Raw genomic sequence first — 19,921 nt, 5'->3', positions numbered from 1 at the left:
GGAGAGGCTGGCAGGCGCGGCACATCGTCGGCGAGGGTTGCCGCCGGTGCGACGACGGCGGAGCGGGAGACCCGTGGTCGCCCGGTTCACGCCAGCAGTTGCAGAACCACGGGATGCGGACGACGTACGGATGACCCTGAGTTGAGCAGAGGAGTCGCTTCATGAGCTTCACCACCCGGCCTACCCTGCGCGGTACCTTCGGGATGGTCTCGTCGACGCATTGGCTGGCGTCGCAGTCGGCGATGCGGATCCTGGAGCTCGGTGGCAACGCTTTCGACGCCGCCGCGACGGCCGGGTTCGTCCTGCACGTCGTCGAACCACACCTCAATGGCCCGGGCGGTGAAGTCCCCGCGATCATCGCCACCGCGGCCGATCCCACTCCGCGCGTGTTGTGCGGCCAGGGAATCGCACCGGCCGGCGCCACGATCGACCACTTCCGCGCACTGGGACTCGACTTGATTCCCGGCTCGGGTCCGCTGGCAGCCGCAGTACCAGGGGCGGTCGATGCCTGGCTGCTGTTGCTGCGTGACCACGGCAGCCTGCCCCTGCGCACAGTGCTCGAGCCCGCGATCGGCTACGCACGCAACGGTCATCCACTGGTCGGCCCAGTAGGTGCCACCGTCGCGCGCGTCCAGCAGCTGCTCACCGATCACTGGCCGACTTCCGCAGCGCTCTGGTTGCAGGGCGGCCGGCCGCCAAGAGCGAACGCGCTGTTCCGGAACACGGCGTACGCCGACACCCTCGAGCGGCTCCTGATCGCCGCCGAGGGCGCCGGTCCGGACCGCGTTGTCCAGGTGGAGCGCGCTCGGCGTACTTGGCGCGAAGGGTTCGTCGCCGAGGCAGTCGACAAGTTCGCCCGCCTGCCGCATCGCGATTCCAGCGGCTCCGACCACGCTGGTCTAGTCACCGGAGCGGACATGGCGGCGTACCAGGCGAGCTGGGAAGAGCCGGCGACGTACGACTGGCACGGACACACCATCGCCAAGACGGGTCCATGGGGGCAAGGTCCCGCGCTGCTGCAGTCGCTCGCTGTGCTGGCCGAACTCGGCGATGCGGCTGACCTCGACCTGACCAGCGCGGCCGGAGTACACACGACGGTCGAGGTGATGAAACTGTCGTTCGCCGACCGCGAGGCCTGGTACGGCGACGGGGTGGATGTGCCGCTCAAGACGCTGCTCTCCCCCGCGTACGCCGCCGAGCGCGCGGCTCTGATCGGAGAGAGCGCGTCCGCCGAGCTTCGGCCGGGCGCCCCGGACGGGCGCGGCCCGATCCTGCCATCGGTTGCTACCGGCAACTATGAGCTCGACGCGACGACCGGCGAGCCGACCGTGTCGAAGGAGGGCGTCACCAAGGGCGACACCTGCCATCTCGACGTGATCGACCAGTGGGGCAACGTCATCTCGGCCACACCGAGTGGCGGCTGGCTGCAGTCGTCGCCGACGATCCCCGAGCTCGGCTTCTGCCTGGGCAGCCGGTTGCAGATGTTCTGGCTGGAGGAAGGCCTGCCGTCCTCGCTCGTCCCGGGTCGGCGGCCGCGGACGACGCTGACTCCGACCCTCGTACTGCGTGACGGCGCGCCCGTGCTCGCCTGCGGATCACCAGGTGGCGATCAGCAAGACCAGTGGCAGCTGCTGTTCCTTCTGCGGCACCTCGCCGGTGGACAGGAGCTGCAGGAGGCGATCGACGCGCCTGCTTGGCATACGACGAGCTTCCCCTCGTCGTTCTACCCGCGCGCGACGGAGCCGGGTGGCTTGACGATGGAGAGCCGCCTCGGCTCCGCAGTACGGGATGAGCTGGTACGCCGTGGGCACGCGGTCACCGAGGCAGGTCCGTGGAGTCTGGGCCGGCTCTGCGCGGTCAGCCGGGAGGCGGACGGCGTACTGGCAGCTGCTGCCAACCCACGCGGCATGCAGGGGTACGCCGTCGGCCGCTAGCGCTGGTCTACTCGGAGGACTCGTCTGGTGCGAGCGCAGCCGCGGCGGCGGCTTCGACGTGCTGGCTCGCGGCTTCGACGGCGGCAGCGCGGTCGGCGGCGGCGATGGCGTCGACCAGGCGGATGTGCTCCATCCACGAATGCGGCGCACGCTTCGGCGCACCGACCCGGAAGACCCAGTGGACGTGGTGGTACATCGCCGACGAGAGCGACGCGAGCCACCGGTTGCCGCTGATCTCGATGACGGCGACGTGGAACGCGCTGTTGAGCTCCGCGACCCGATCGAAGTCCTCCGCCTCGGTCGCAGCACTCGCGTCGGCCAGCAACGAGCGCAGCCGCTCGACATCCGCCGGGGTTGCGCGCTCGGCGGCCAACCCTGCGGCGAGGGTCTCCAACTGCTCCCGTACTGCGAACAGATCCCGGATCGCCGTCTCGTCCAGCGTCGCCACGACCGCACCGCGGCGCGGCAAGATCTGCACGAACCCTTCGGCCTCGACGACCCGCAACGCCTCCCGCACCGGATTCCGCGACACTCCGAAGTCCTCGGCCAGCCGGATCTCGGTCAGCCGCTCACCTTGCGCGTAGTCGCCGTCGACGATCCGCCGCCGCAACTCGGCGAGCACCTGATCCCGCAGCGCCAGATGATCGCCACCGATCGTCCGCACCCGTCCACCCCCGAACTCCCGCTCCACCCCGAGCTCCCCTCTCCCACCGGTCTCCGCAGCACCGTAGCGGAAACAACGCTCACCTTTACCGAAACGCAGCCGCCGTCCTGCACATCCGCGCTAACCCACTCCCACGCCCTCGCCCCTTCCCGGCGCCCCCGCCGCCCCTTCCCGGCGCTCCCGCCGCCCCACGCCCTCCTCCCGGCGCACCCGCCGCCCCTTCCCGGCGCTCCCGCCGCCCCACGCCCTCCTCCCGGCACTCGCGGCTCGACGGCCGCCCCGGAGTACGGGCCCCTGGTTCGTCCTCGCCCTGTGTTGGCCGGAAACAAACTTGTACCTGGGGATGGTTTCTTTCCAGCTAGCAGCGTCGACTGCGCCGAGGAATGCAGTTGCCGTGGTGGGGGTGGGCTGGTTACGTTGCGGGCTTGTCCATCTCAATCACGCCGTTGACCGATCCCGACTATCGGCCGCTCAGTCGCCGGATCGCCTGGCTGGCGTCCGACGCCGACGGCAACCCGGTCGGCTCCGCGTTCCTCCGCCTGAACAGCAAGGCGTCCCTGGCCCACCTGAGTGAACTCGAACTGGCGGTCCACCCGGCCGAGCGCCGACGGGGAATCGGGTCGGAGCTGCTCGCCGCCGCGGCGACCGCCGGCCGGGAGCACGAAGTACGGACGATTCTGGCCGATGCAACCATCGACTCGCCCGGCGATCACTTCCTCCGAAGCCGCGGCTTCACGGTCGGCCTGACCCTGATCTTCGCGCGGCTGTCATTGGCTGACGTCGACCCCGCCGCGCTCTCGGTCGCCGCCCCACCTGGATACCGCCTCGAATCCTGGTCCGGTGTCGTCCCCGACGAACTCGTCGACACGTACGCCGCGGCGCGGACCGCGATGGACGACGCGCCCGTCGGCGACATCCCTTACGGACCGGAGGTCTGGGACGTCGACCGCGTCCGCCACATCGCCAAGGTCGTCGAGTCCCGAGGCGAACACCTGCACACGGTGGCTGCCATCGAGCAGGCCACCGGCAAGATCGTCGGCTTCACCGAACTCGTCGTACCGTCCGACGGCAAGGGTGACGCCCAGCACTACGGCACCGCGGTCCTCCCAGAGCACCGCGGCAACGGCCTTTCCTTGTGGATGAAGGCGGACTGCATCCGGCGTACAAGATCCGCCTACCCGGACCTAGCCGGCCTCCTCACCGACACGGTCACCACCAACGCCCCCATGCAACGCATCAACACCACCCTCGGCTACCAAGAAACCCACCGCACCCACCGCTACACCCTCGACCTCACGTAACCGAGCCCTACAGGAGCCCGGCGAAACGGCTTGGGTACGGCGAGGCACGCGCCGACCGCATCGCAGGTGCGGAGCAGCGTGCCGAGGTTGGCCTCGTGCTTCGGCCAGAGCGGCGCGATCAGCAGATGATCCCAGCAGGTGTGGGCTCGTCTACGGCGAGACAAGTCCGATCGCAAGGTCAAAGCATGGACTGCGCGGACGCGAGGATCTTTTCGACTGCTGTGGTGGTGATCGGGTGGTAGCCGGGGCGGGCGGTTTGGAAGACGTTGGTGGCGAAGTCGCGGCCGGTGCCGTTGTCGACGAGGGCGCGGTAGACCGGGAGGACCAGTTTCATCCGGCCGACCCTGGTGAGGAAGCCCGCCAGTTCGTCGTACGCCGGTGTGTAGGTGCTAGCGGCAACGATCGAATACCAGCGGCGGGCGATCTCGCCGTTCGCAGTACCGGTGAGTCCGAACTCGCGGTCGAGTTGCTGCACCTGGTCAGCCGTCCATACGTCCGGTGCGGCATCCAGGAACCGCAGCCACTCGTGGGTGGTCCAGCCGGCCGCGTCCGGCAGCTCGCCACTTGCGAGCCACTTGTCGCGGCTCTGGTCAACGACCTCGAAGCGTGCCGACTGCGCGCGCTCGGCAAACGCGGGGATGCCCGGTTCGTCCAGCCAGGCAGCGATCTCGGCGTCGGTGACCAGGCCGGGGTGCTTGTCCAGCAACTGTTCCTGCAGGTGCGCGGCGAAGTGCTCGGAATTGATGCTCTGGAAGGCGAAACGGTCGAAGTAGCCCTGGAGGAACGGGTCGAACACCTCGCGCGAGAACCGTTCTTCCAACCAGGCAAGGAACCACGAACCCTTCAGCGGTCCGAGCCCGCTCGTGCCGTGGTACTCCGACTTGTGGTTGAGCCCCGGCAGTTCGAGCGCCTGTTCGGCGGGTGACAGCGGGTCGAACTTCACCACCGTCGCGTGTTGCTTGATCGCGGTCTCCATCACGGCGAGCTCCCGGCCGTACACCGCCTCGATGATCCGGTTCTCGACGTACGACGTGAAGCCTTCGTTCAGCCAGATGTCGTCCCAGCTGTCCTGGGTGACCAGGTTGCCGGACCAGCTGTGCGCGAGTTCGTGCGCGACGACGGTGACCAGCGACTTGTCGCCGATCACCACAGTCGGGGTCGCGAACGTCATCCGCGGGTTCTCCATCCCGCCGTATGGGAAGGACGGCGGCAGCACCAGGATGTCGTAGCGGCCCCAGCGGTACGGGCCGAACAGCGCCTCGGTGACTCGCATCATCTCCTCGGTGTCGGCGAACTCGGCCGCGGCCAGCTTGGCCATCTCCGGTTCGGCCCAGACCCCGGAGCGATCGCCGATCGGCTCGAAGACGAGGTCACCGGCCGCAATGGCCAACAGGTACGACGGGATCGGCTCGGGCATCACCACGTCGTACGAGCCCGTACGCCGGGAGGCCGTGCCGTTGTCGGCGCTCATCAGCACCATCAGCTCCGGCGGTGCCGTCACGTGCGCGGCATAGCTGAACCGAACGCTCGGGGTGTCCTGCACCGGCACCCAGCTGCGCGCGTGGATCGCCTGGGACTGGCTGAACATGTACGGCAGCACGCCGCCCGCGGTCATCGACGGCTCGAGCCACTGCAGTCCGGTCGCCGTCGGTGCGGTCCGGTAGCTCACCCGGACCCGCTCGTGCCGGTCGGTACGGATCCTCAGAGCAGAGCCGAGCTCTGCGTCCGGCACGGCCAGGCTGTACTCCAGCGGCTCCCAGCCGCCCTCGGTGGAGCCCTCGACCGCCAGCACGGTCAGATCGCGCGTATCGAGCACCAGCCGATCGCCCGGGCCACTCCAGGCGAGCGTATGCGTGGCGGAACCAGCCAGCACCTTGGCGGTGAAATCCAGGTCGAGCTGAAGCTCGAGGTGAGTGGTGCGGACCAACGCCGGTTCGGCGTAGGAGTGGCGGTCGTGCGTCACAGCGGGCTCCCGGGGCAGATGTCGTTCGCAGGACACTACCCATGCAAAGCTCCGATGACGCGGCCAATTAGAGCCATGGGCATCTCAGTGCCAAACCGCCTTTTTCAGCGGTATCGGGCGCTTGGGTGGGCGAGGCGGTGACAGTCCGCCGCAGCCGAGGTAGCAGACTGTGAGCGTGTTGCCGGAGAGTAGTGCCGAGGCCGTACTGCGGCGGCGGCCGTTCGGCTCGTGGCTGCTGGGTCCAGCAGATCAGAACCCACGGCTGTTGCGGATGCGGGTGCAGATACTGCTGACGGTCTTCGCGATCGGCACCAACGTGATCGGCGCGCTCGTCGTCTTCGTGCTCGCCGTGTTCGTGCTACCCGGTCCGGCCGGCAACCAGGAACTCGACCTGGCCCGCTCGATCGCCATCCCGGCGTACGTCGTGTTCGCCCTCGTGGTCGGGTCTTGGTGGTGCACCCGGCTCGGACTCCGAGTGACGAGTTGGGTCCTCGAAGACCGACCGGCGACCACGCGCGAGCAAATCGCGACCCTGCAACTGCCGTTGCGGCTGACGATGATCGAGGTGTTCCTCTGGTTGCTGGCGACCGTGATCTTCAGCCTGCTCACGCTCGTTCTGCGACCAGAGAGCGTTCTCCGCGTTCTCGTCACGACGTTCGACGGCGGCATCGTCACTTGCGCCGCCTCCTATCTGCTGAGCGAGTTCGCCCTCCGCCCGATCGCTGCCCGCGCGCTCGCCGACGAGGCTCCGCCGCGCCGGTTGCTCGCCGCCGGCCTGAAGGCGCGCACGGTGTTCTTCTGGGCGGTCGGATCGGGAGTCCCGGTCGCCGGTCTGATGCTGACCGCTGTCCTCGCGTTGATCGACGGCGATGTCACCGCGACCCGGCTCTCGGTGATCATCCTTGCCCTCGGCACCGTTGTGCTGGTCTGCGGCTGGCTCCTGACAGCGCTCTCTGCGCGTTCTGTCGTTGCTCCGGTCCGCTCGGTGCGCAACGCGCTGACGTTGATCGGCCGCGGCGACCTGAACGTCCGGATCCCGGTCTTCGACGGCACCGAACTCGGCTCGCTGCAGGCCGGCTTCAACCGGATGGCAGCGGGCCTTCGAGAACGCGAACGCCTCCGCGACCTCTTCGGCCGGTACGTCGGACCGTCGGTGGTACGGGAAGCCTTGAGCAGTGACACGCTCGGCGGCGAAGAACGCTTCGTCGCGGTGCTGTTCGTCGATCTGACCGGGTCGACCGAACTTGCCGCGACCCGGCCGCCGGCCGAGGTGGTGCAGTTGCTCAACCGCTTCTTCGCCGTCGTCGTCGACGAGGTGGACGAGCACGGCGGCTTCGTGAACAAGTTCGCCGGCGACGCCGTACTGGCCGTGTTCGGCGCCCCGACCGAGTTGGCAGATCCGGCAGGGAGCGCTCTCCGGGCGGGTCGCGCGCTGGCTGCCCGGTTGCGCGATGAGTTGCCCGAGGCAACGGCCGGGATCGGGGTGACGGCGGGAATCGTCGTCGCCGGGACGGTCGGCGACGTACGGCGGTACGAGTACACGGTGATCGGCGACCCGGTGAACGAGGCAGCGCGGCTCACCGAACTGGCCAAGTCGGTGCCAGGCCGCCTGGTTGCTTCCATGGCCGCCGTGGCCGAGGCGTCCTCGGACGAAGCCAAGCATTGGCAGGCCGGCGACGAGATTACTGTCCGCGGCCGAACCAAGCCCACGCGACTAGCTACGCCACGCTAGTGCCGGGCGTTGGGGTCAGCGGCCGCCGGCCACGTCGACCATGGAGCCCGTCATGTAGGAAGCGCGATCCGAAACCAGGAACGTGATCAGCGCGGCGACTTCGCCGGCCGTGCCCGGTCGTCCCAGCGGCGGCGTGGTTCCGATCCGCTCGAGCCGGCCCTCCGCATGGATGTCGGTCTCGATCAACCCGGGCCGGATCCCGAGCACCCGGATGCCCTCCTTGGCGACCTCGTTCGCGAGACCGATCGTCAACGTGTCCACCGCGGCCTTGCTGCTCGCATAGTCGACGTACTCGTTCGCGGACCCGAGCACAGCACCCCGCGACGACACGTTCACGATCACGCCGCCGCTCCCGCCGCGCGCGGTCGACATCCGGCGTACGGCGGCTCCCGCGACCAGAAACGCCCCGATGGTGTTGATCCGGAAGACCTTGTCCAGCCGCTCGACGTCGTAGTCTGCAACCTTCGCCGCGGGCGACACGATGCCGGCATTGTTGATCACGGCACCGATCGGCCCGAGGGCATCGGTCACCTCGTCGAACATCCGCTCGATGTCCTCGGCCTCGGCGACGTCGGCCTGCACCGCAACCGCGCGTCGTCCGACGCCCTCACAGGCAGCGACCACAGCCGCGGCGTCATCAGCCTGCGTCCGGTAAGTGATCCCTACATCCCAGCCGTCATTCGCCAGCGCGACCGCGGCAGCCGCCCCGATCCCCCTGCTCCCACCCGTCACCAACGCGACTCCGCGCACGATCTCCGTCATCCCCCAACCCTTTCATGCCTCAGGAAGCGGGCCTCACGAGCTGGATCTGCGTCTCGGTGTCCTCGAAGCCCAGGGCGCGATAGATGCGGATGGCAACGTATTCGGGATCGGCGACCATCACCAGTGTCTTCGCCCCCAGCTCGTTCAGCCCGTACGCCGCCGCCCGGTGCACCAACGTGCTCGCCAGTCCCCGGTTGCGCGCCTCGGAATGCGTCTGCACGTTCTGGAACCGGGCAGCGCCCTGACCGTCGGGCACCAGACCGAGAGATGCCAGCAACCGCTCGCCCTCGAACGCCCCGAACCAGAATCCCTGCCCGGACTCGACCAGTTCACGAGCAGACCGGGTACGACCTCGGCAGAAGTCCTCGTACGCCTGGTCGACCGTCATCGTGGCGGAGGCCAAAGACAACCCGGTCAGCTGCCCCCAGTCCCCGTCGCCCGTCAGCTGCCTGTACTCCGCGGCTTCGTTCGGCCGCGCCGGTTCGATCACGCGCGAGGCGGTCATCACCGAGTTCCGCTCCAGCTGGATGCCGGCGGCCAGTAGCTCGTCTTCGGCGCCGACCACTCCGTCCACGCTGTCGATGCCCAAGGCAACATGCTTCGCCTCGGGAAATTCGCTCTGGAACAACGCCAGGCGTTTCGTCGTGCCACCGGGCCCGAACGGCGTACGGAAGAGCAGGAAGTTGCCCCACCAGAAGGCCGGGTTGCGAGGCGTCCGCGCCACGACGTACTCGCCTCGATCGATCACCTCGCTCCCGGCCAGTTCGAGGAGTCTCAAATCGGTTCGGTAGCCCAGGCTGCTGATGTCCACCCTCCCATGGTGCGGCCACCGTCAAGACGATTTCCGGGACGCTTTCCATTGAGCGGATCCGGCGCTGCGCTGGGCGGCTTCGGCGATGTTGCGCTGCATGCCGCCGAACACGATGCCGTGGAACGGCTTGATCGCGTTCCAGTACAGGTGACCGGGCAGGCCGTGCGGATGGAAGAGCGCTCTCTGCCGGAAGATCGTGTTCCCGTCGGCGTCGGTGTCGACGATCAGTTCCAGCCAGGCGAGTCCGGGCAGCCTCATCTCCGCGCGGAGCCGGAGCAGCTTCAGGTCCTCGATCTCCTCGACCCGCCACCAGTCGAGCGGGTCGCCGACGGACAGATCCTGCGGATTGCGCCGGCCACGGCGAAGACCTGGACCGCCGAACACTCGGTCGAGCACTCCCCTGGCCCACCAGCCGAGCCGCCAGGAGTACCAGCCGTTGCCGCCGCCGATCCCTTCGATCACCGACCAGAGTCGCTCCGGAGTCGCCGAGACAGCGCTCTCCCGCTCGTCCACGTACAAGGAGCCGCCCGACCAATCGGGGTCACCTGGCAGCGGATCGCTCGGCGCACCCGGCGTGGACGCGGAAGCCCAGGTGGTGCTGACGTCGAACTCCTGCACCCGTTTCAACGCAAGCTCCACCGCCCGATCGAACCCGATCAGGCCGGCCTCGGGATCGGCGACGTACTGCGCGATGTCGTGCTCCTTGCACACCACCTCGTGGATCAAACTGTCCACGAGGGGCCTGGCGATGCTGCTGGGCACCGGCGTCACGAGCCCGACCCAATGGCTGGACAGCGAGGGAGTCAGGAGCGGCAGGGTCACGATGCGGCGCGGCTGGAGCCCGGCGACCGCGGCGTACCGCTGCATCATGTCGCGATAGGTGAGGACGTCCGGGCCGCCGATGTCGAATCCGCGGCTGACCTCGGCCGGCATCGAGGCGCTACCGACCAGGTAGAGCAGGACGTCCCGGACGGCGATCGGCTGGATCCGGGTCCCCAACCAGCGCGGTGTGACCATGAACGGCAGCCGGTCGGTGAGATGCCGCAGCATCTCGAAGGACGCCGACCCTGACCCGAGGATCACCGCGGCCCGCAGTACGGTCGTCGGAACACCTGAGGCGAGCAGGATCTCGCCGACCTCACGGCGCGAATCCAGGTGCGGCGACAACTCCTCGCCCTGCGGATAGAGCCCGCCGAGATAGACGATCCGCCGTATGCCGGCCTCGCGGGCGGCGGTACCGAACGTCAAGGCCGTGTGCCGGTCCCGCGATTCGAAGCGGTTGCCGGTGCCGAGCGCGTGGATCAGGTAGTAGGCGATGTCGACGCCCTGGAGCGCGGCCGCGACCTGCTCGGGATCGCCCGCATCCGCCTCGACCACCTCGACGTCGCCGAACCAGTCTCGGTCCCGCAGCCGCTGGGGATTGCGAGCCATCGCGCGGACGCGGAACCCGGCTTCGAGCAGTTCGGGAACGAGGCGACCACCGATGTAGCCGGTGACTCCCGTGACGAGGACCAGTGGTTTCTCCATAGGTGCTCACTGGTGCCCGCCGCAAGGTCGGAACATGCGACTCCCCAGCGGCTTGCTCGTACCGGTTGTTGACATGCAGCCAACTGGCTGCCTATTGTGAAAAGGCAGCTGAACGGCTGCCTGTTGGAGCGGGAGTGGGGATGGACGACGAAGTGTTCCGGGCGCTGGCTGATCCGAGCCGGCGGCGGCTGCTCGACAACCTGAACCAGCGGAACGGGCAGACGCTGCGAGACCTCTGCGCCGGGCTGGAGATGGCTCGGCAGTCGGTCAGCAAGCACCTCGCCGTCCTTGAAGCGGCGAACCTCGTCACCACGGTCCGGCGCGGACGGGAGAAGTTGCACTTCCTGAACGCGGAACCGATCAACGCCATCGCCGACCGCTGGATCACGCAGTACGACCGGCGGCGCGTGCAACTGTTCGCCAACCTCAAGATGACCTTGGAGAAGGAGACCATGAACGACTTCGTCTACACGACGTACATCAAGACGACCCCGGAGCGGCTATGGCAGGCGCTCACGGATCCCGAGTTCACCAAGCAGTACTGGGGGCTCTACCACGACACCGACTGGCAGGTCGGCTCGCCGATGGAGTGGAAGATGGGCAACGTGACGATGGCCGGGGAGGGCCAGGTCGTGTTGGAGCACGATCCGTACCGGCGGCTCGCGTTCACCTGGCACCGCATCACGCCGGAGTTCGCCGAGGCCGTCGAGATGGACGACGAGCTGCGCGCCAAGACCGCCGCCGAACCGCTGTCGCGGGTGAGCTTCGACCTCGAGCCGGACGGAGATCAGGTCAAACTGACCGTCATCCACAGCGGCTTCGAACCGGACAGCGCCATCCGCCCCATGATCGAGGACGGCTGGACCCGCCTCATCTCCGACCTCAAGTCCTTCACGGAGTCCCTCACCCCGGCTCCGGCAGTCGAGGTGTGAGTGGCTTTGGTGTGGGTCAGGGCTTCCGATGGATCAGGAGAGGGAGTACTGCGTCGGCGCCGGACTCGCGGAGCTTGGCGGCGGCGACTGTGATGGGCCATTGGGAGGACGAGGCGTCGACGACCAGGAGGACCGACTTGCCGATGATCGCCTGAGCGGTGGTGGGGTCGACGCTGACGCCGTCTCGCCACACGCGGGCCTCTTCGGCAGAGGAGAGGTCGTCGGCGAAGCCGGTTGAGTTGACTGTGAGTTCGGCTCGTTCGAGGCGGCCGATCTCAGCGAGGTGAACGGCGATCTCGGTGGTCAGCCAGCGATAGCCCGCCGCCGGTAGCGTGACGACAACCTCCGGCCGGCGCGACCACGCGTCGCGCCAGCGAGACAGAGCCGCGACGCAGCCTGCCTTCAGCGCGTCCATGGCCGCCGGGTCTCCCCCGGTCCCGGAGTTGAAGGTCTCGCTGATCACCTCACGCCACTCGGGAGCATCGGCGAACACCACCGTGCGCCCCGGCTCGGCCATCAACGCCGGCGGAATCTTCCCCTTCGCACCGAACGCTCCCCCGGGCCACATCTTGCGTGGTTCCAGCACGTGCGTCTCGCCGCGCAGCAACCGGGTGATCGCCTGCACGGTCTCCGGATCGGGCTTCGCCGTCAGGGGATCCGGCAACAGTCCGAGGCAGACGGAGCACCGCCCGCAGCGCTCGGCCGACGGGTCGTCCAGCGACTCCTGCAGAAGTTGCATCAGGCAACGTTCGCCGCGGGTGTAGGCCCGCATGATGTCCGCCTCGCGACGCCGTACGGCGACGATGCCGTCGTAGTGGTCCGCGTCGAACGTCCAGTCGGTTGCCGTCCGGATCCAGCCGCGTTCCACCCGCTCAACCGCGCCGTCCACCGCCAACTGCTTCAGCATCAGCTCGACCCGCCCCCGACGCAGCCCGGTTTCCGCTTCGAGGGAAGGCACCGTGGCCGGCTGATCCGGGCCGTAAGCCTCAAGCCCGCGAAGCAGTCGGTTCACCTGCTCAGGCACCGGAATCGTCGCTGTGGCGAAGTAGTCCCAAACCCCCGCGTCCGCAGGCGACGGCAGTAGCGCGACGACCGCGTGGTCGATTCCACGTCCCGCACGCCCGACCTGCTGGTAGTACGAAACCGGCGACGGCGGCGAGCCCACGTGCACGACGAACCCGAGGTCAGGTTTGTCGTACCCCATGCCCAGCGCCGACGTCGCCACCAACGCCTTCAGATTGTTGCCCCGCAAGGCGTCTTCGAGGTACTCGCGCTCGGACGCTTCCAGCCCGCCCGTGTACGCCGCGACAGGCACCGCGGCGCCATGGACCTCCTGGATGGCGGCGGCCAGGCGCTGCGCGTCGGAGACGGTCAGCGTGTAGACGATGCCCGATCCTGGCAACTTCGGCAGTTGATCGACCACCCAGGCGAAGCGGTCCAGCGGGGACAACGCGTCCACGACGGCGAGTTGGAGACTCGACCGGGCAAGCGGCCCGCGGAGTACGAGAGTCGACTGGCCCAGTTGGTGCGCCACGTCGTCCGTCACTCGGGCATTCGCGGTCGCGGTCGTTGCGAGGACCGGTGTCTGCGGGTTCAGCTTCTGGAGCACATCGGACACCCGGCGGTAGTCCGGCCGGAAGTCGTGCCCCCAGTCCGACACGGCGTGCGCTTCATCGATGACGAGCAGACCGATCTGTCCGGCGAGGCCGTCGAGCACCCGCCGGCCGAAGCCAGGATTGGCCAACCGCTCGGGAGAGACGAGCAGTACGTCGATCGCGCCCGATCGCAGGTCGTTCTCGATTCCGGACCATTCGTCGACGTTCGAGGAGTTGAGCGTCGCGGCCCGGAGTCCTGCGCGAGCCGCGGCGCCGACCTGGTCGCGCATCAGTGAAAGCAGTGGTGAAACCACCAACGTCGGCCCGGCGCCTTCGGACCTGCGAATCGCAGTCGCTGCCCAGTAGACGGCCGACTTGCCCCACCCGGTCGCCTGCACGACGAGGACTCGCGCGTTCGGCTCGCACAACGCTGCGACCGCGGTCTCCTGGTCCTCCCGCAACCGGGCGGCGTCACCGGCGATCGCGCGGATCACGCCCGCCGCGGTACTCGCCCGTTCGTCCGACAACTTCAGCAGTTCACCCATGCCGACGACCCTAGACGCCTCCACCCCCAGTTCGCTCGCCGCCGGCTCGAGCCTGTGGATAACAAGGATGGAGCCTGATCGAGCAGCAGGTCCGGCACAAGTGACTGGTTGCACGAAGCCGCCGACTCGAAGACGCCCGTCAGCTCAGCGGCAAGATCCCGGGTGGCATGGCTCCCCTGCCGAGTCGACGAGTCGCCGTGGCCCGGAGCCCTGCCCCGCGAGTACGTCGTACGGGTTGGCCAAAGCGCAACGGTCGAGCGAGAGGCAACCGCAGCCGATGCAGTCCTTGAAATCGTTGCGCAACTGTTCGAGATGCAGGATGCGCTTGTCGAGCTCCGCCTGCCAGCACTCGGAGATGCGCTCCCAGTCCTTCCGCGTCGGCGTCCGGTTGTCCGGCAGCAGCGCGAGGATTGCAGCCACCTCAGCCAGCGGTACGCCGACTCGTTGCGCGATCCGGATGAGCGCGACGCGGCGCAGCGTGTCCCGCTTGTACCTTCGCTGGTTGCCGGACGTACGCCGGCTGACGATCAAGTTCTGCCGTTCGTAGAAATGCAGTGCCGAGACGGCGACCCCGCTGCGTTCCGCCAACTGCCCGACCGTCAGCTCACCCGGCTCGATGTCCACGCGTGCCCTCTCCGATGTCAGACCTCAACCAATGTCGAGGCTAGCCGACATCCTCAGGCCGGAGCCAGGCGCCTGCCGACGCTCGCGGACATCAAAGCGGCCGCCGCGCACAGCCCGCCGGCGAGGTACCAGGCCAGGTTGTAGCTGCCCTGCGCATCCCGGATCGCTCCCGCGCCGGTCGCCGCGATGGCCGCGCCGATCTGGTGCGACGCGAAGACCCAGCCGAACACGATCGGGCCGTCCACGCCGAACCACTCCCTGCAGAGCGCGACGGTCGGAGGCACGGTAGCGACCCAGTCGAGACCGTAGAAGATGATGAAGACCCACACGCTCGGCTGGGCGGTCGGGCCGAGCAGCGAAGGCAGCACGAGCAGTGACAGGCCGCGCAGCGAGTAATAGGCGATCAACAAGTACCGCGGATCCCACCGGTCCGTCAGCCAGCCAGACACGATCGTGCCGCCGACATCGAAGACGCCAACCAGAGCGAGCAGCGAAGCAGCCGTGGTCGCCGGCATCCCGTGGTCGTGCGCGGCGGTGACGAAGTGTGTACCGACCAGCCCGTTCGTCGAGGCACCACAGATCGCGAACCCGCCCGCCAGCATCCAGAACGCCGGCCGATGCATAGCCGTCCACAGAGCGCTCAACGCTCGCATCGCGCTGTTCCCCGTCGTCTCCACGCGCTGCCCGGCGGTGCTTCCCTCGGGAGCTCCGTACGCCCGCAGACCCACATCGCTCGGGTAGTCCCGCAGGAACAGCAGCACGAGCGGCACTACGGACAGCGCGGCGCCGGCAGCGACCAAGGCAGGCACCCGCCACCCGTACGAGGCAGCAAGCCTTGCGATCAGCGGCAGGAAGACCAGCTGACCAGTAGCACCGGCCGCAGTCAGGATGCCGGTGACGAGCCCCCGACGCTCCACGAACCAGCGACCAGTGATGGTGGCGACGAATGTCATCGACATCGAGCCGGTCCCGACGCCGACAAGGAGTCCCCAGCAGAGCAGGAGCTGCCAGGACGACGTCATGAAGATCGTGAGGCCGCTACCGAGCGCGATCAGTACCAGCGCTCCGCTGACGACCCGGCGCAGGCCGAGCTTGTCCATCAGCGCGGCGGCGAACGGCGAGATCAGGCCGAACAGCATCAGGTTGATCGACACCGCGGCGGAGATCGTGGCGTGCGACCAGCCGAACTCCTCGTGCAACGGGTCGATCAGCACACTCGGCACCGAACGGAAGCCGGCGGCCCCGATCAAGGTGATGAAACCGACGGCGGCGACCGGCCAGGCGCGGTGCAGCCGGGCGGTCTTCTTCTCCAGAATCACTGTCACCCGGCGAGGATGCCGGAATTTCCCGCCCGCCAACAGTGGCCGGAATGCCACCATGTGTCAAGATATGGCCATGGCCTCCTCCAGCCACCTGCACGCGGTCAAGCCGCACCGGATCGCCGTGCTCGCACTCGAACCGGTGGTCGGTTTCGACCTCACCATCCCGCCGACCGTTTTCGGCAGCGCCACCCGCTCCGACGGCACGCCCCTGTACGACGTGCGCATCTGCGGGCTGACCACAGCGCCCGTCCGCGCCGCCGCGGGGTTCTCGCTGGTCCCCGACTACGGCATGGAAGCGCTGGCCGACGCCGACACAGTGATCATCCCGGGCACGTACATCCCCCAGCCGCGGCACGAGGGCACCCTGCCGGACGACGTCGCCGAAGCGCTCGCACTGATCCGTCCGGGCACCCGGATCGCTTCGATCTGTACAGGCGCGTTCGTGCTCGCCGCGGCCGGGCTGCTCGACGGCCGGCCGGCGACCACGCACTGGCAGCGCGCTGACCTGTTCCGGTCTCTCTATCCGAAGGTGCTGCTCAACGAAGACCTCCTCTTCATCGACGACGGCGACATCATCACGTCAGCCGGCCTGGCAGCCGGGGTCGATCTCTGCCTCCATCTCGTGCGGCGCGACTTCGGGAGCGAGGCCGCGAATCGGTCCGCCCGGCACTGCGTCGTACCGCCGTGGCGTGACGGCGGGCAGTCGCAGTACATCGAGCGGGTGATGCCTGATGAGGGCACCGAGGGAACCGGTCCGACGCGGGCATGGGCGCTCGAACGACTTGACCAGGAACTGAGCCTCAGCACGTTGGCCGCACAAGCGCGGATGAGCGTGCGGACGTTCAGCCGACGGTTCAAGGCCGAGACGGGTCAGTCCCCCGGCACGTGGTTGCTGCAGCAACGCGTCCGGCACGCGTGCCACCTGCTGGAGACGACGGACCTCTCGGTCGACCGCGTGGCGGAATCGGCCGGCCTCGGTACGGCGGCGTCGCTACGCCACCACCTCCGCACCGAACTCGGCGTCTCCCCGCTGGCCTACCGCAAAACGTTCCGCGCGGGCTGACAGCCCGCGCCGGCCCGCGACCCGCAGTACGCGATCAGACGATCGTCAGGGTGTGGGGGCGTTGGTTGAAAGACTCCACGCCGGTGTCTGTGACCACCACGATGTCTTCGATTCGTGCCCCCCATCTGCCGTCGGAATAGATGCCTGGCTCGACGCTGAAAGCCATGCCTGGTTCGAGAATTAGCTCGTTCCCACTGACAATGTACGGCTCTTCGTGCACGTCGAGGCCGATCCCATGACCGGTCCTGTGGATAAACAACTCACCGAGCCCAGCATCCGCGATCACCTCCCGGGCAGCCTGGTCGATCGACTCCGCGGTGACCCCCGGACGCACAGCATCGACGGCTGCCTGCTGCGCCTCCTGGAGGACTGCATAGGTCGCGAGTACGTCGGCCTCGCGCGGCTCTCCCACGCAGTACGTGCGAGTGGAATCCGAGTTGTACCCCGATGCGATCGGCCCGCCGATGTCCACCACCACGACGTCGCCCGGCTCGATCACCCGGTCGGAGACATCGTGATGCGGGCTGGCCCCGTTCGGTCCACTGCCGACGATGACGAAGTCGGCGCTCAGATGGCCCTCCTCGACGATCGCCGCGGCAATGTCGGCTCCCACCTCGGCCTCGGTCCGGCCGGCTCGCAACCATTCGCCGACGCGCGCGTGAACACGATCGATCGCGGCACCCGCCTCGCGCAGGGCGTCGATCTCGGCCGCTTCCTTGCGCATCCGTAGCTCTCGCACGATCGGCCCGGCGAGCACCTGGTCGACGCCGGGCAGCGCCTCGCGAAAGGCCAGGACGTGGAGGGCAGGCGTGCAGTCGCTCACCGCGACCCGCTTCGACCCACCCAGGCGCGCCGCGGCCACGGCGTACGGATCGTCGCCGTCGACCCAGGTGAGAACCTCGATCCCGAGGTCATCGGCCGGCACGTCGGCGAAACCGGGCGCCTCCATCTTCGGTACTACGAGTGCCGGGTCGCCGTCGGCGGGGATGACGAGCGTGGTCAGCCGCTCCCAGGAACCGCCCGCCTGGCCGATCAGGTAGCGCAGATCCGAGCCGGGGGCGATCAGGAGTCCGGTGCCGGCGGCGGCCTCCTTCGCTCGCTCCAACCGCCCACGCAGGACGGTGACGTCAGGGGTCTGGAGATGCAATGAACGTGAGGACATGGGTCGAGACTAGGCGAGCTCGCGGAAATTGTCGGAGCGAGTTGTTAGAACTTCTGCCAGCTGGATCGCCACCCCGAGACCGGCCTGCTTCGCGCACGGAAAGGCACGACCATGACGCTTCACCACGTCTCCCACGGAGAAGGCACTCCGGTCCTCGCTCTGCACGGCTGGACACCGGATCACCGGCTGATGACCGGGCCACTCGAGCCCTTCTTCGCCGACGTTCCGGGCTACCGAAGGCTCTATCCCGACCTCCCTGGGATGGGCGCCAGCCCAGCCGGGACCATCGACAGCTCCGACGGGATCATGGCCGCGCTGATCGAGTTCATCGACACAGAGATCGGCGACGAACCGTTCGCGGTCATCGGTGAGTCGTACGGCGGATATCTCGCGCGCGGCCTGGTCGCGCAACGGCCGGCGCAGGTGCTCGGGCTCGGGCTGATCTGTCCCATCGGGGTGGCACTCGAGCATGCCGAGCGGACCGTTCCCGACCATGTGGTTCTGGAGGTCGACCCCGGACTGGTCGAATCGCTCAGTCCACAAGAGGTCGAGGACTTCACCGAGATTGCCGTGATCCAGACGGCCGAGACTCTCCAGCAGTACCGCGCGGATGTGATGCCCGGCCTGGACGCTGCCGACACCGAGGCGATGGAGAGGATCCGGAAGAACTGGGCGCTGACGGTCGCGCCGGAGAGCGGCCCGGTGTACGAGCGCCCGACGCTGGTCCTGTGCGGGCGGCAAGACTCCATCACCGGGTACGCCGATCAGTACGCGCTGCTTCCCCACTACCCACGCGCCACCTACGCCGTGCTGGACCGGGCTGGACACAATCTCCAGATCGAGCAGGCGGGCCTGATGGGGGTCCTGCTCCGCGACTGGCTGGAACGCATCGCCAGGGAGGCCAACTGAGGCCGCCCGACTGGCGCTGCGCGGCTTGCCGAGGTGGCAACAGCTCAGCCTCCGACATGACCGGCCTCGACCACGGCCGGCGTCATCCGGCGGACCGGTGTCGCTGGTGGTGGGCGGCTACCGAAGCGCGGGAATTGCTCCAAGCTGCCTCTGCCGAGATTGGCTACTAGCCGGTAATGTCGGGGCATGGTGACTCGGAAGCGTCCGTTGGGTTGGCCTCTGCTCGTCGCGCTGACCAATGGGCGCAGCCGGGTTGCCGACGACCGGCTCGCTGCGGCGGTGGGCGGCAAGGTCGTGATGGTGACCGGCTCGTCGTACGGGATCGGTGAGGCGACGGCCAAGCGGCTGGCGCGGGCGGGCGCGACGGTGCTCCTCGTCGCGCGGACCGCGGAACAGTTGAAGGTCGTCGCCGACGAGATCCGCGCGGACGGCGGGAAGGCGTTCGACTATCCGGCGAACCTGGCGGACACCGCGTCGATCGAGCAACTCGTCGCCGGCGTGCTGGCCGATCACGGGCACGTCGACGTGCTGGTGAGCAACGCCGGCAAGTCGATCAGGCGGTCGGTCGCGGACTCCTACCAGCGGTTCCACGACATCGAGCGGACGAACTCCGTGAACTATCTCGGGCCGGCCAAGCTCGTGCTGGAGTTGCTGCCGTCCATGCGCGAGCGCCGGTCCGGGCACATCGTCAACGTGTCGACGGCTGGGGTGCGCACGCCACCGATGGCGCGCTGGTCGGCATACCTGGCTTCGAAGAGTGCGTTCGATGTCTGGCTGCGCTGCGTGTCGCAAGAGGTCCGGAACGACAGAGTGACGACATCGACCGTCTACATGGGGCTGGTTCACACGAGGATGAGTTCACCGACTCCGCTGCTCAATCAGCTGCCAGGGTTGAGTCCCGAGCAGGCGGCCGACCAAGTGTGTGCGGCCGTCGCCAACAAGCCGCACAACATCACGCCGCCCTTCGTTCGCCCGGCCGATGCCATCGGCAACATGCTCCGGGTGCCAACGGACCGGTTGCTCGAGCAGTATTTCCGCCGTACCGACAAGCCGAAGCGCAAGCCATGACGTCACC

Annotated in this window: 16 protein-coding genes; 7 read left to right on the top strand and 9 right to left on the bottom strand. The window is 68.2% G+C overall.

The window, feature by feature from the left end; genetic code table 11:
• Positions 1–161: 161 nt before the first annotated feature.
• Positions 162–1,934: a gamma-glutamyltransferase family protein gene (locus tag DIZ26_RS08220; protein WP_112239075.1), complete on the top strand. Its 1,773-nt coding sequence runs from the start codon at positions 162–164 to the stop codon at positions 1,932–1,934.
• A 7-nt stretch (positions 1,935–1,941) separates the two neighbouring features.
• Here DIZ26_RS08220 and DIZ26_RS08215 read toward each other — a convergent pair whose 3' ends face one another.
• The gene (locus DIZ26_RS08215; RefSeq protein ID WP_112239074.1) at positions 1,942–2,625 is read right to left on the bottom strand and encodes a GntR family transcriptional regulator; all 684 of its coding nucleotides are present in this window, start codon (positions 2,623–2,625) and stop codon (positions 1,942–1,944) included.
• A 398-nt stretch (positions 2,626–3,023) separates the two neighbouring features.
• Here DIZ26_RS08215 and DIZ26_RS08210 point away from each other — a divergent pair, with 398 nt between their 5' ends.
• Positions 3,024–3,899 carry a GNAT family N-acetyltransferase gene (locus tag DIZ26_RS08210; RefSeq protein ID WP_112239073.1) on the top strand — a complete coding sequence of 292 codons (876 nt, stop codon included), beginning with the start codon at positions 3,024–3,026 and terminating at the stop codon, positions 3,897–3,899.
• Between the two features lie 178 nt (positions 3,900–4,077).
• Here DIZ26_RS08210 and DIZ26_RS08200 read toward each other — a convergent pair whose 3' ends face one another.
• Positions 4,078–5,862 (bottom strand): M1 family metallopeptidase, encoded by a 1,785-nt coding sequence (locus DIZ26_RS08200; protein ID WP_112239072.1) that lies wholly within the window; start codon positions 5,860–5,862, stop codon positions 4,078–4,080.
• Between the two features lie 175 nt (positions 5,863–6,037).
• Here DIZ26_RS08200 and DIZ26_RS08195 point away from each other — a divergent pair, with 175 nt between their 5' ends.
• Positions 6,038–7,594, top strand: coding sequence for an adenylate/guanylate cyclase domain-containing protein (locus DIZ26_RS08195; protein ID WP_112239139.1), 1,557 nt, complete (start codon positions 6,038–6,040; stop codon positions 7,592–7,594).
• A gap of 15 nt (positions 7,595–7,609) precedes the next feature.
• On the opposite strand, the gene DIZ26_RS08190 is transcribed toward DIZ26_RS08195, so the two are convergent.
• From DIZ26_RS08190 to DIZ26_RS08180, 3 genes are read right to left on the bottom strand one after another with little or no spacing between them, the layout of a single operon-like run.
• A complete protein-coding gene (locus DIZ26_RS08190; protein WP_112239071.1) occupies positions 7,610–8,356 on the bottom strand; it encodes an SDR family oxidoreductase in 747 nt (248 codons plus the stop codon).
• Between the two features lie 19 nt (positions 8,357–8,375).
• On the bottom strand, positions 8,376–9,167 hold the full coding sequence (locus DIZ26_RS08185) for a GNAT family N-acetyltransferase (protein WP_112239070.1): 792 nt from the start codon (positions 9,165–9,167) through the stop codon (positions 8,376–8,378).
• 21 nt (positions 9,168–9,188) lie between these two features.
• A complete protein-coding gene (locus DIZ26_RS08180) occupies positions 9,189–10,694 on the bottom strand; it encodes an SDR family oxidoreductase (RefSeq protein ID WP_112239069.1) in 1,506 nt (501 codons plus the stop codon).
• A 140-nt stretch (positions 10,695–10,834) separates the two neighbouring features.
• On the opposite strand from DIZ26_RS08180, the gene DIZ26_RS08175 reads away from it, so the two are divergent.
• Positions 10,835–11,626 carry an ArsR/SmtB family transcription factor gene (locus DIZ26_RS08175; RefSeq protein WP_112239068.1) on the top strand — a complete coding sequence of 264 codons (792 nt, stop codon included), beginning with the start codon at positions 10,835–10,837 and terminating at the stop codon, positions 11,624–11,626.
• A 16-nt stretch (positions 11,627–11,642) separates the two neighbouring features.
• Here DIZ26_RS08175 and DIZ26_RS08170 read toward each other — a convergent pair whose 3' ends face one another.
• The 3 genes from DIZ26_RS08170 to DIZ26_RS08160 form a co-directional block, all read right to left on the bottom strand.
• On the bottom strand, positions 11,643–13,766 hold the full coding sequence (locus DIZ26_RS08170) for a RecQ family ATP-dependent DNA helicase (protein ID WP_112239067.1): 2,124 nt from the start codon (positions 13,764–13,766) through the stop codon (positions 11,643–11,645).
• Positions 13,767–13,910: 144 nt separating this feature from the next.
• Positions 13,911–14,390, bottom strand: coding sequence for a redox-sensitive transcriptional activator SoxR (soxR, locus tag DIZ26_RS08165; protein ID WP_112239066.1), 480 nt, complete (start codon positions 14,388–14,390; stop codon positions 13,911–13,913).
• Between the two features lie 53 nt (positions 14,391–14,443).
• Positions 14,444–15,715, bottom strand: a complete 1,272-nt coding sequence (locus DIZ26_RS08160) for an MFS transporter (RefSeq protein WP_232828187.1) — start codon at positions 15,713–15,715, stop codon at positions 14,444–14,446.
• A 70-nt stretch (positions 15,716–15,785) separates the two neighbouring features.
• On the opposite strand from DIZ26_RS08160, the gene DIZ26_RS08155 reads away from it, so the two are divergent.
• On the top strand, positions 15,786–16,775 hold the full coding sequence (locus tag DIZ26_RS08155) for a GlxA family transcriptional regulator (RefSeq protein ID WP_112239138.1): 990 nt from the start codon (positions 15,786–15,788) through the stop codon (positions 16,773–16,775).
• A gap of 34 nt (positions 16,776–16,809) precedes the next feature.
• On the opposite strand, the gene DIZ26_RS08150 is transcribed toward DIZ26_RS08155, so the two are convergent.
• Entirely contained in the window at positions 16,810–17,937 is a 1,128-nt protein-coding gene (locus DIZ26_RS08150; RefSeq protein WP_112239064.1) for a M24 family metallopeptidase, read from the bottom strand.
• 111 nt (positions 17,938–18,048) lie between these two features.
• Here DIZ26_RS08150 and DIZ26_RS08145 point away from each other — a divergent pair, with 111 nt between their 5' ends.
• Together DIZ26_RS08145 and DIZ26_RS08140 are read left to right on the top strand one after the other, a co-directional pair.
• The gene (locus DIZ26_RS08145; RefSeq protein WP_112239063.1) at positions 18,049–18,846 is read left to right on the top strand and encodes an alpha/beta fold hydrolase; all 798 of its coding nucleotides are present in this window, start codon (positions 18,049–18,051) and stop codon (positions 18,844–18,846) included.
• 186 nt (positions 18,847–19,032) lie between these two features.
• Positions 19,033–19,914: an SDR family NAD(P)-dependent oxidoreductase gene (locus DIZ26_RS08140; RefSeq protein ID WP_112239062.1), complete on the top strand. Its 882-nt coding sequence runs from the start codon at positions 19,033–19,035 to the stop codon at positions 19,912–19,914.
• The last annotated feature ends 7 nt before the right edge of the window (positions 19,915–19,921 follow it).

The sequence above is a fragment of the Kribbella monticola genome (assembly GCF_003261635.1).
GTDB lineage: Bacteria > Actinomycetota > Actinomycetes > Propionibacteriales > Kribbellaceae > Kribbella > Kribbella monticola.
Note: the sequence above shows the minus strand (reverse complement) of the source record. Positions and strands in the feature narration are given on the sequence as shown.

Coding starts and splice junctions, on each gene's coding strand:
- DIZ26_RS08220 (WP_112239075.1), top strand. CDS start 162: ATGAGCTTCACCACCCGGCCTACCCTGCGCGGTACCTTCGGGATGGTC.
- DIZ26_RS08190 (WP_112239071.1), bottom strand. CDS start 8,356: ATGACGGAGATCGTGCGCGGAGTCGCGTTGGTGACGGGTGGGAGCAGG.
- DIZ26_RS08180 (WP_112239069.1), bottom strand. CDS start 10,694: ATGGAGAAACCACTGGTCCTCGTCACGGGAGTCACCGGCTACATCGGT.
- DIZ26_RS08175 (WP_112239068.1), top strand. CDS start 10,835: ATGGACGACGAAGTGTTCCGGGCGCTGGCTGATCCGAGCCGGCGGCGG.
- DIZ26_RS08170 (WP_112239067.1), bottom strand. CDS start 13,766: ATGGGTGAACTGCTGAAGTTGTCGGACGAACGGGCGAGTACCGCGGCG.
- DIZ26_RS08155 (WP_112239138.1), top strand. CDS start 15,786: ATGGCCTCCTCCAGCCACCTGCACGCGGTCAAGCCGCACCGGATCGCC.
- DIZ26_RS08150 (WP_112239064.1), bottom strand. CDS start 17,937: ATGTCCTCACGTTCATTGCATCTCCAGACCCCTGACGTCACCGTCCTG.
- DIZ26_RS08145 (WP_112239063.1), top strand. CDS start 18,049: ATGACGCTTCACCACGTCTCCCACGGAGAAGGCACTCCGGTCCTCGCT.
- DIZ26_RS08140 (WP_112239062.1), top strand. CDS start 19,033: ATGGTGACTCGGAAGCGTCCGTTGGGTTGGCCTCTGCTCGTCGCGCTG.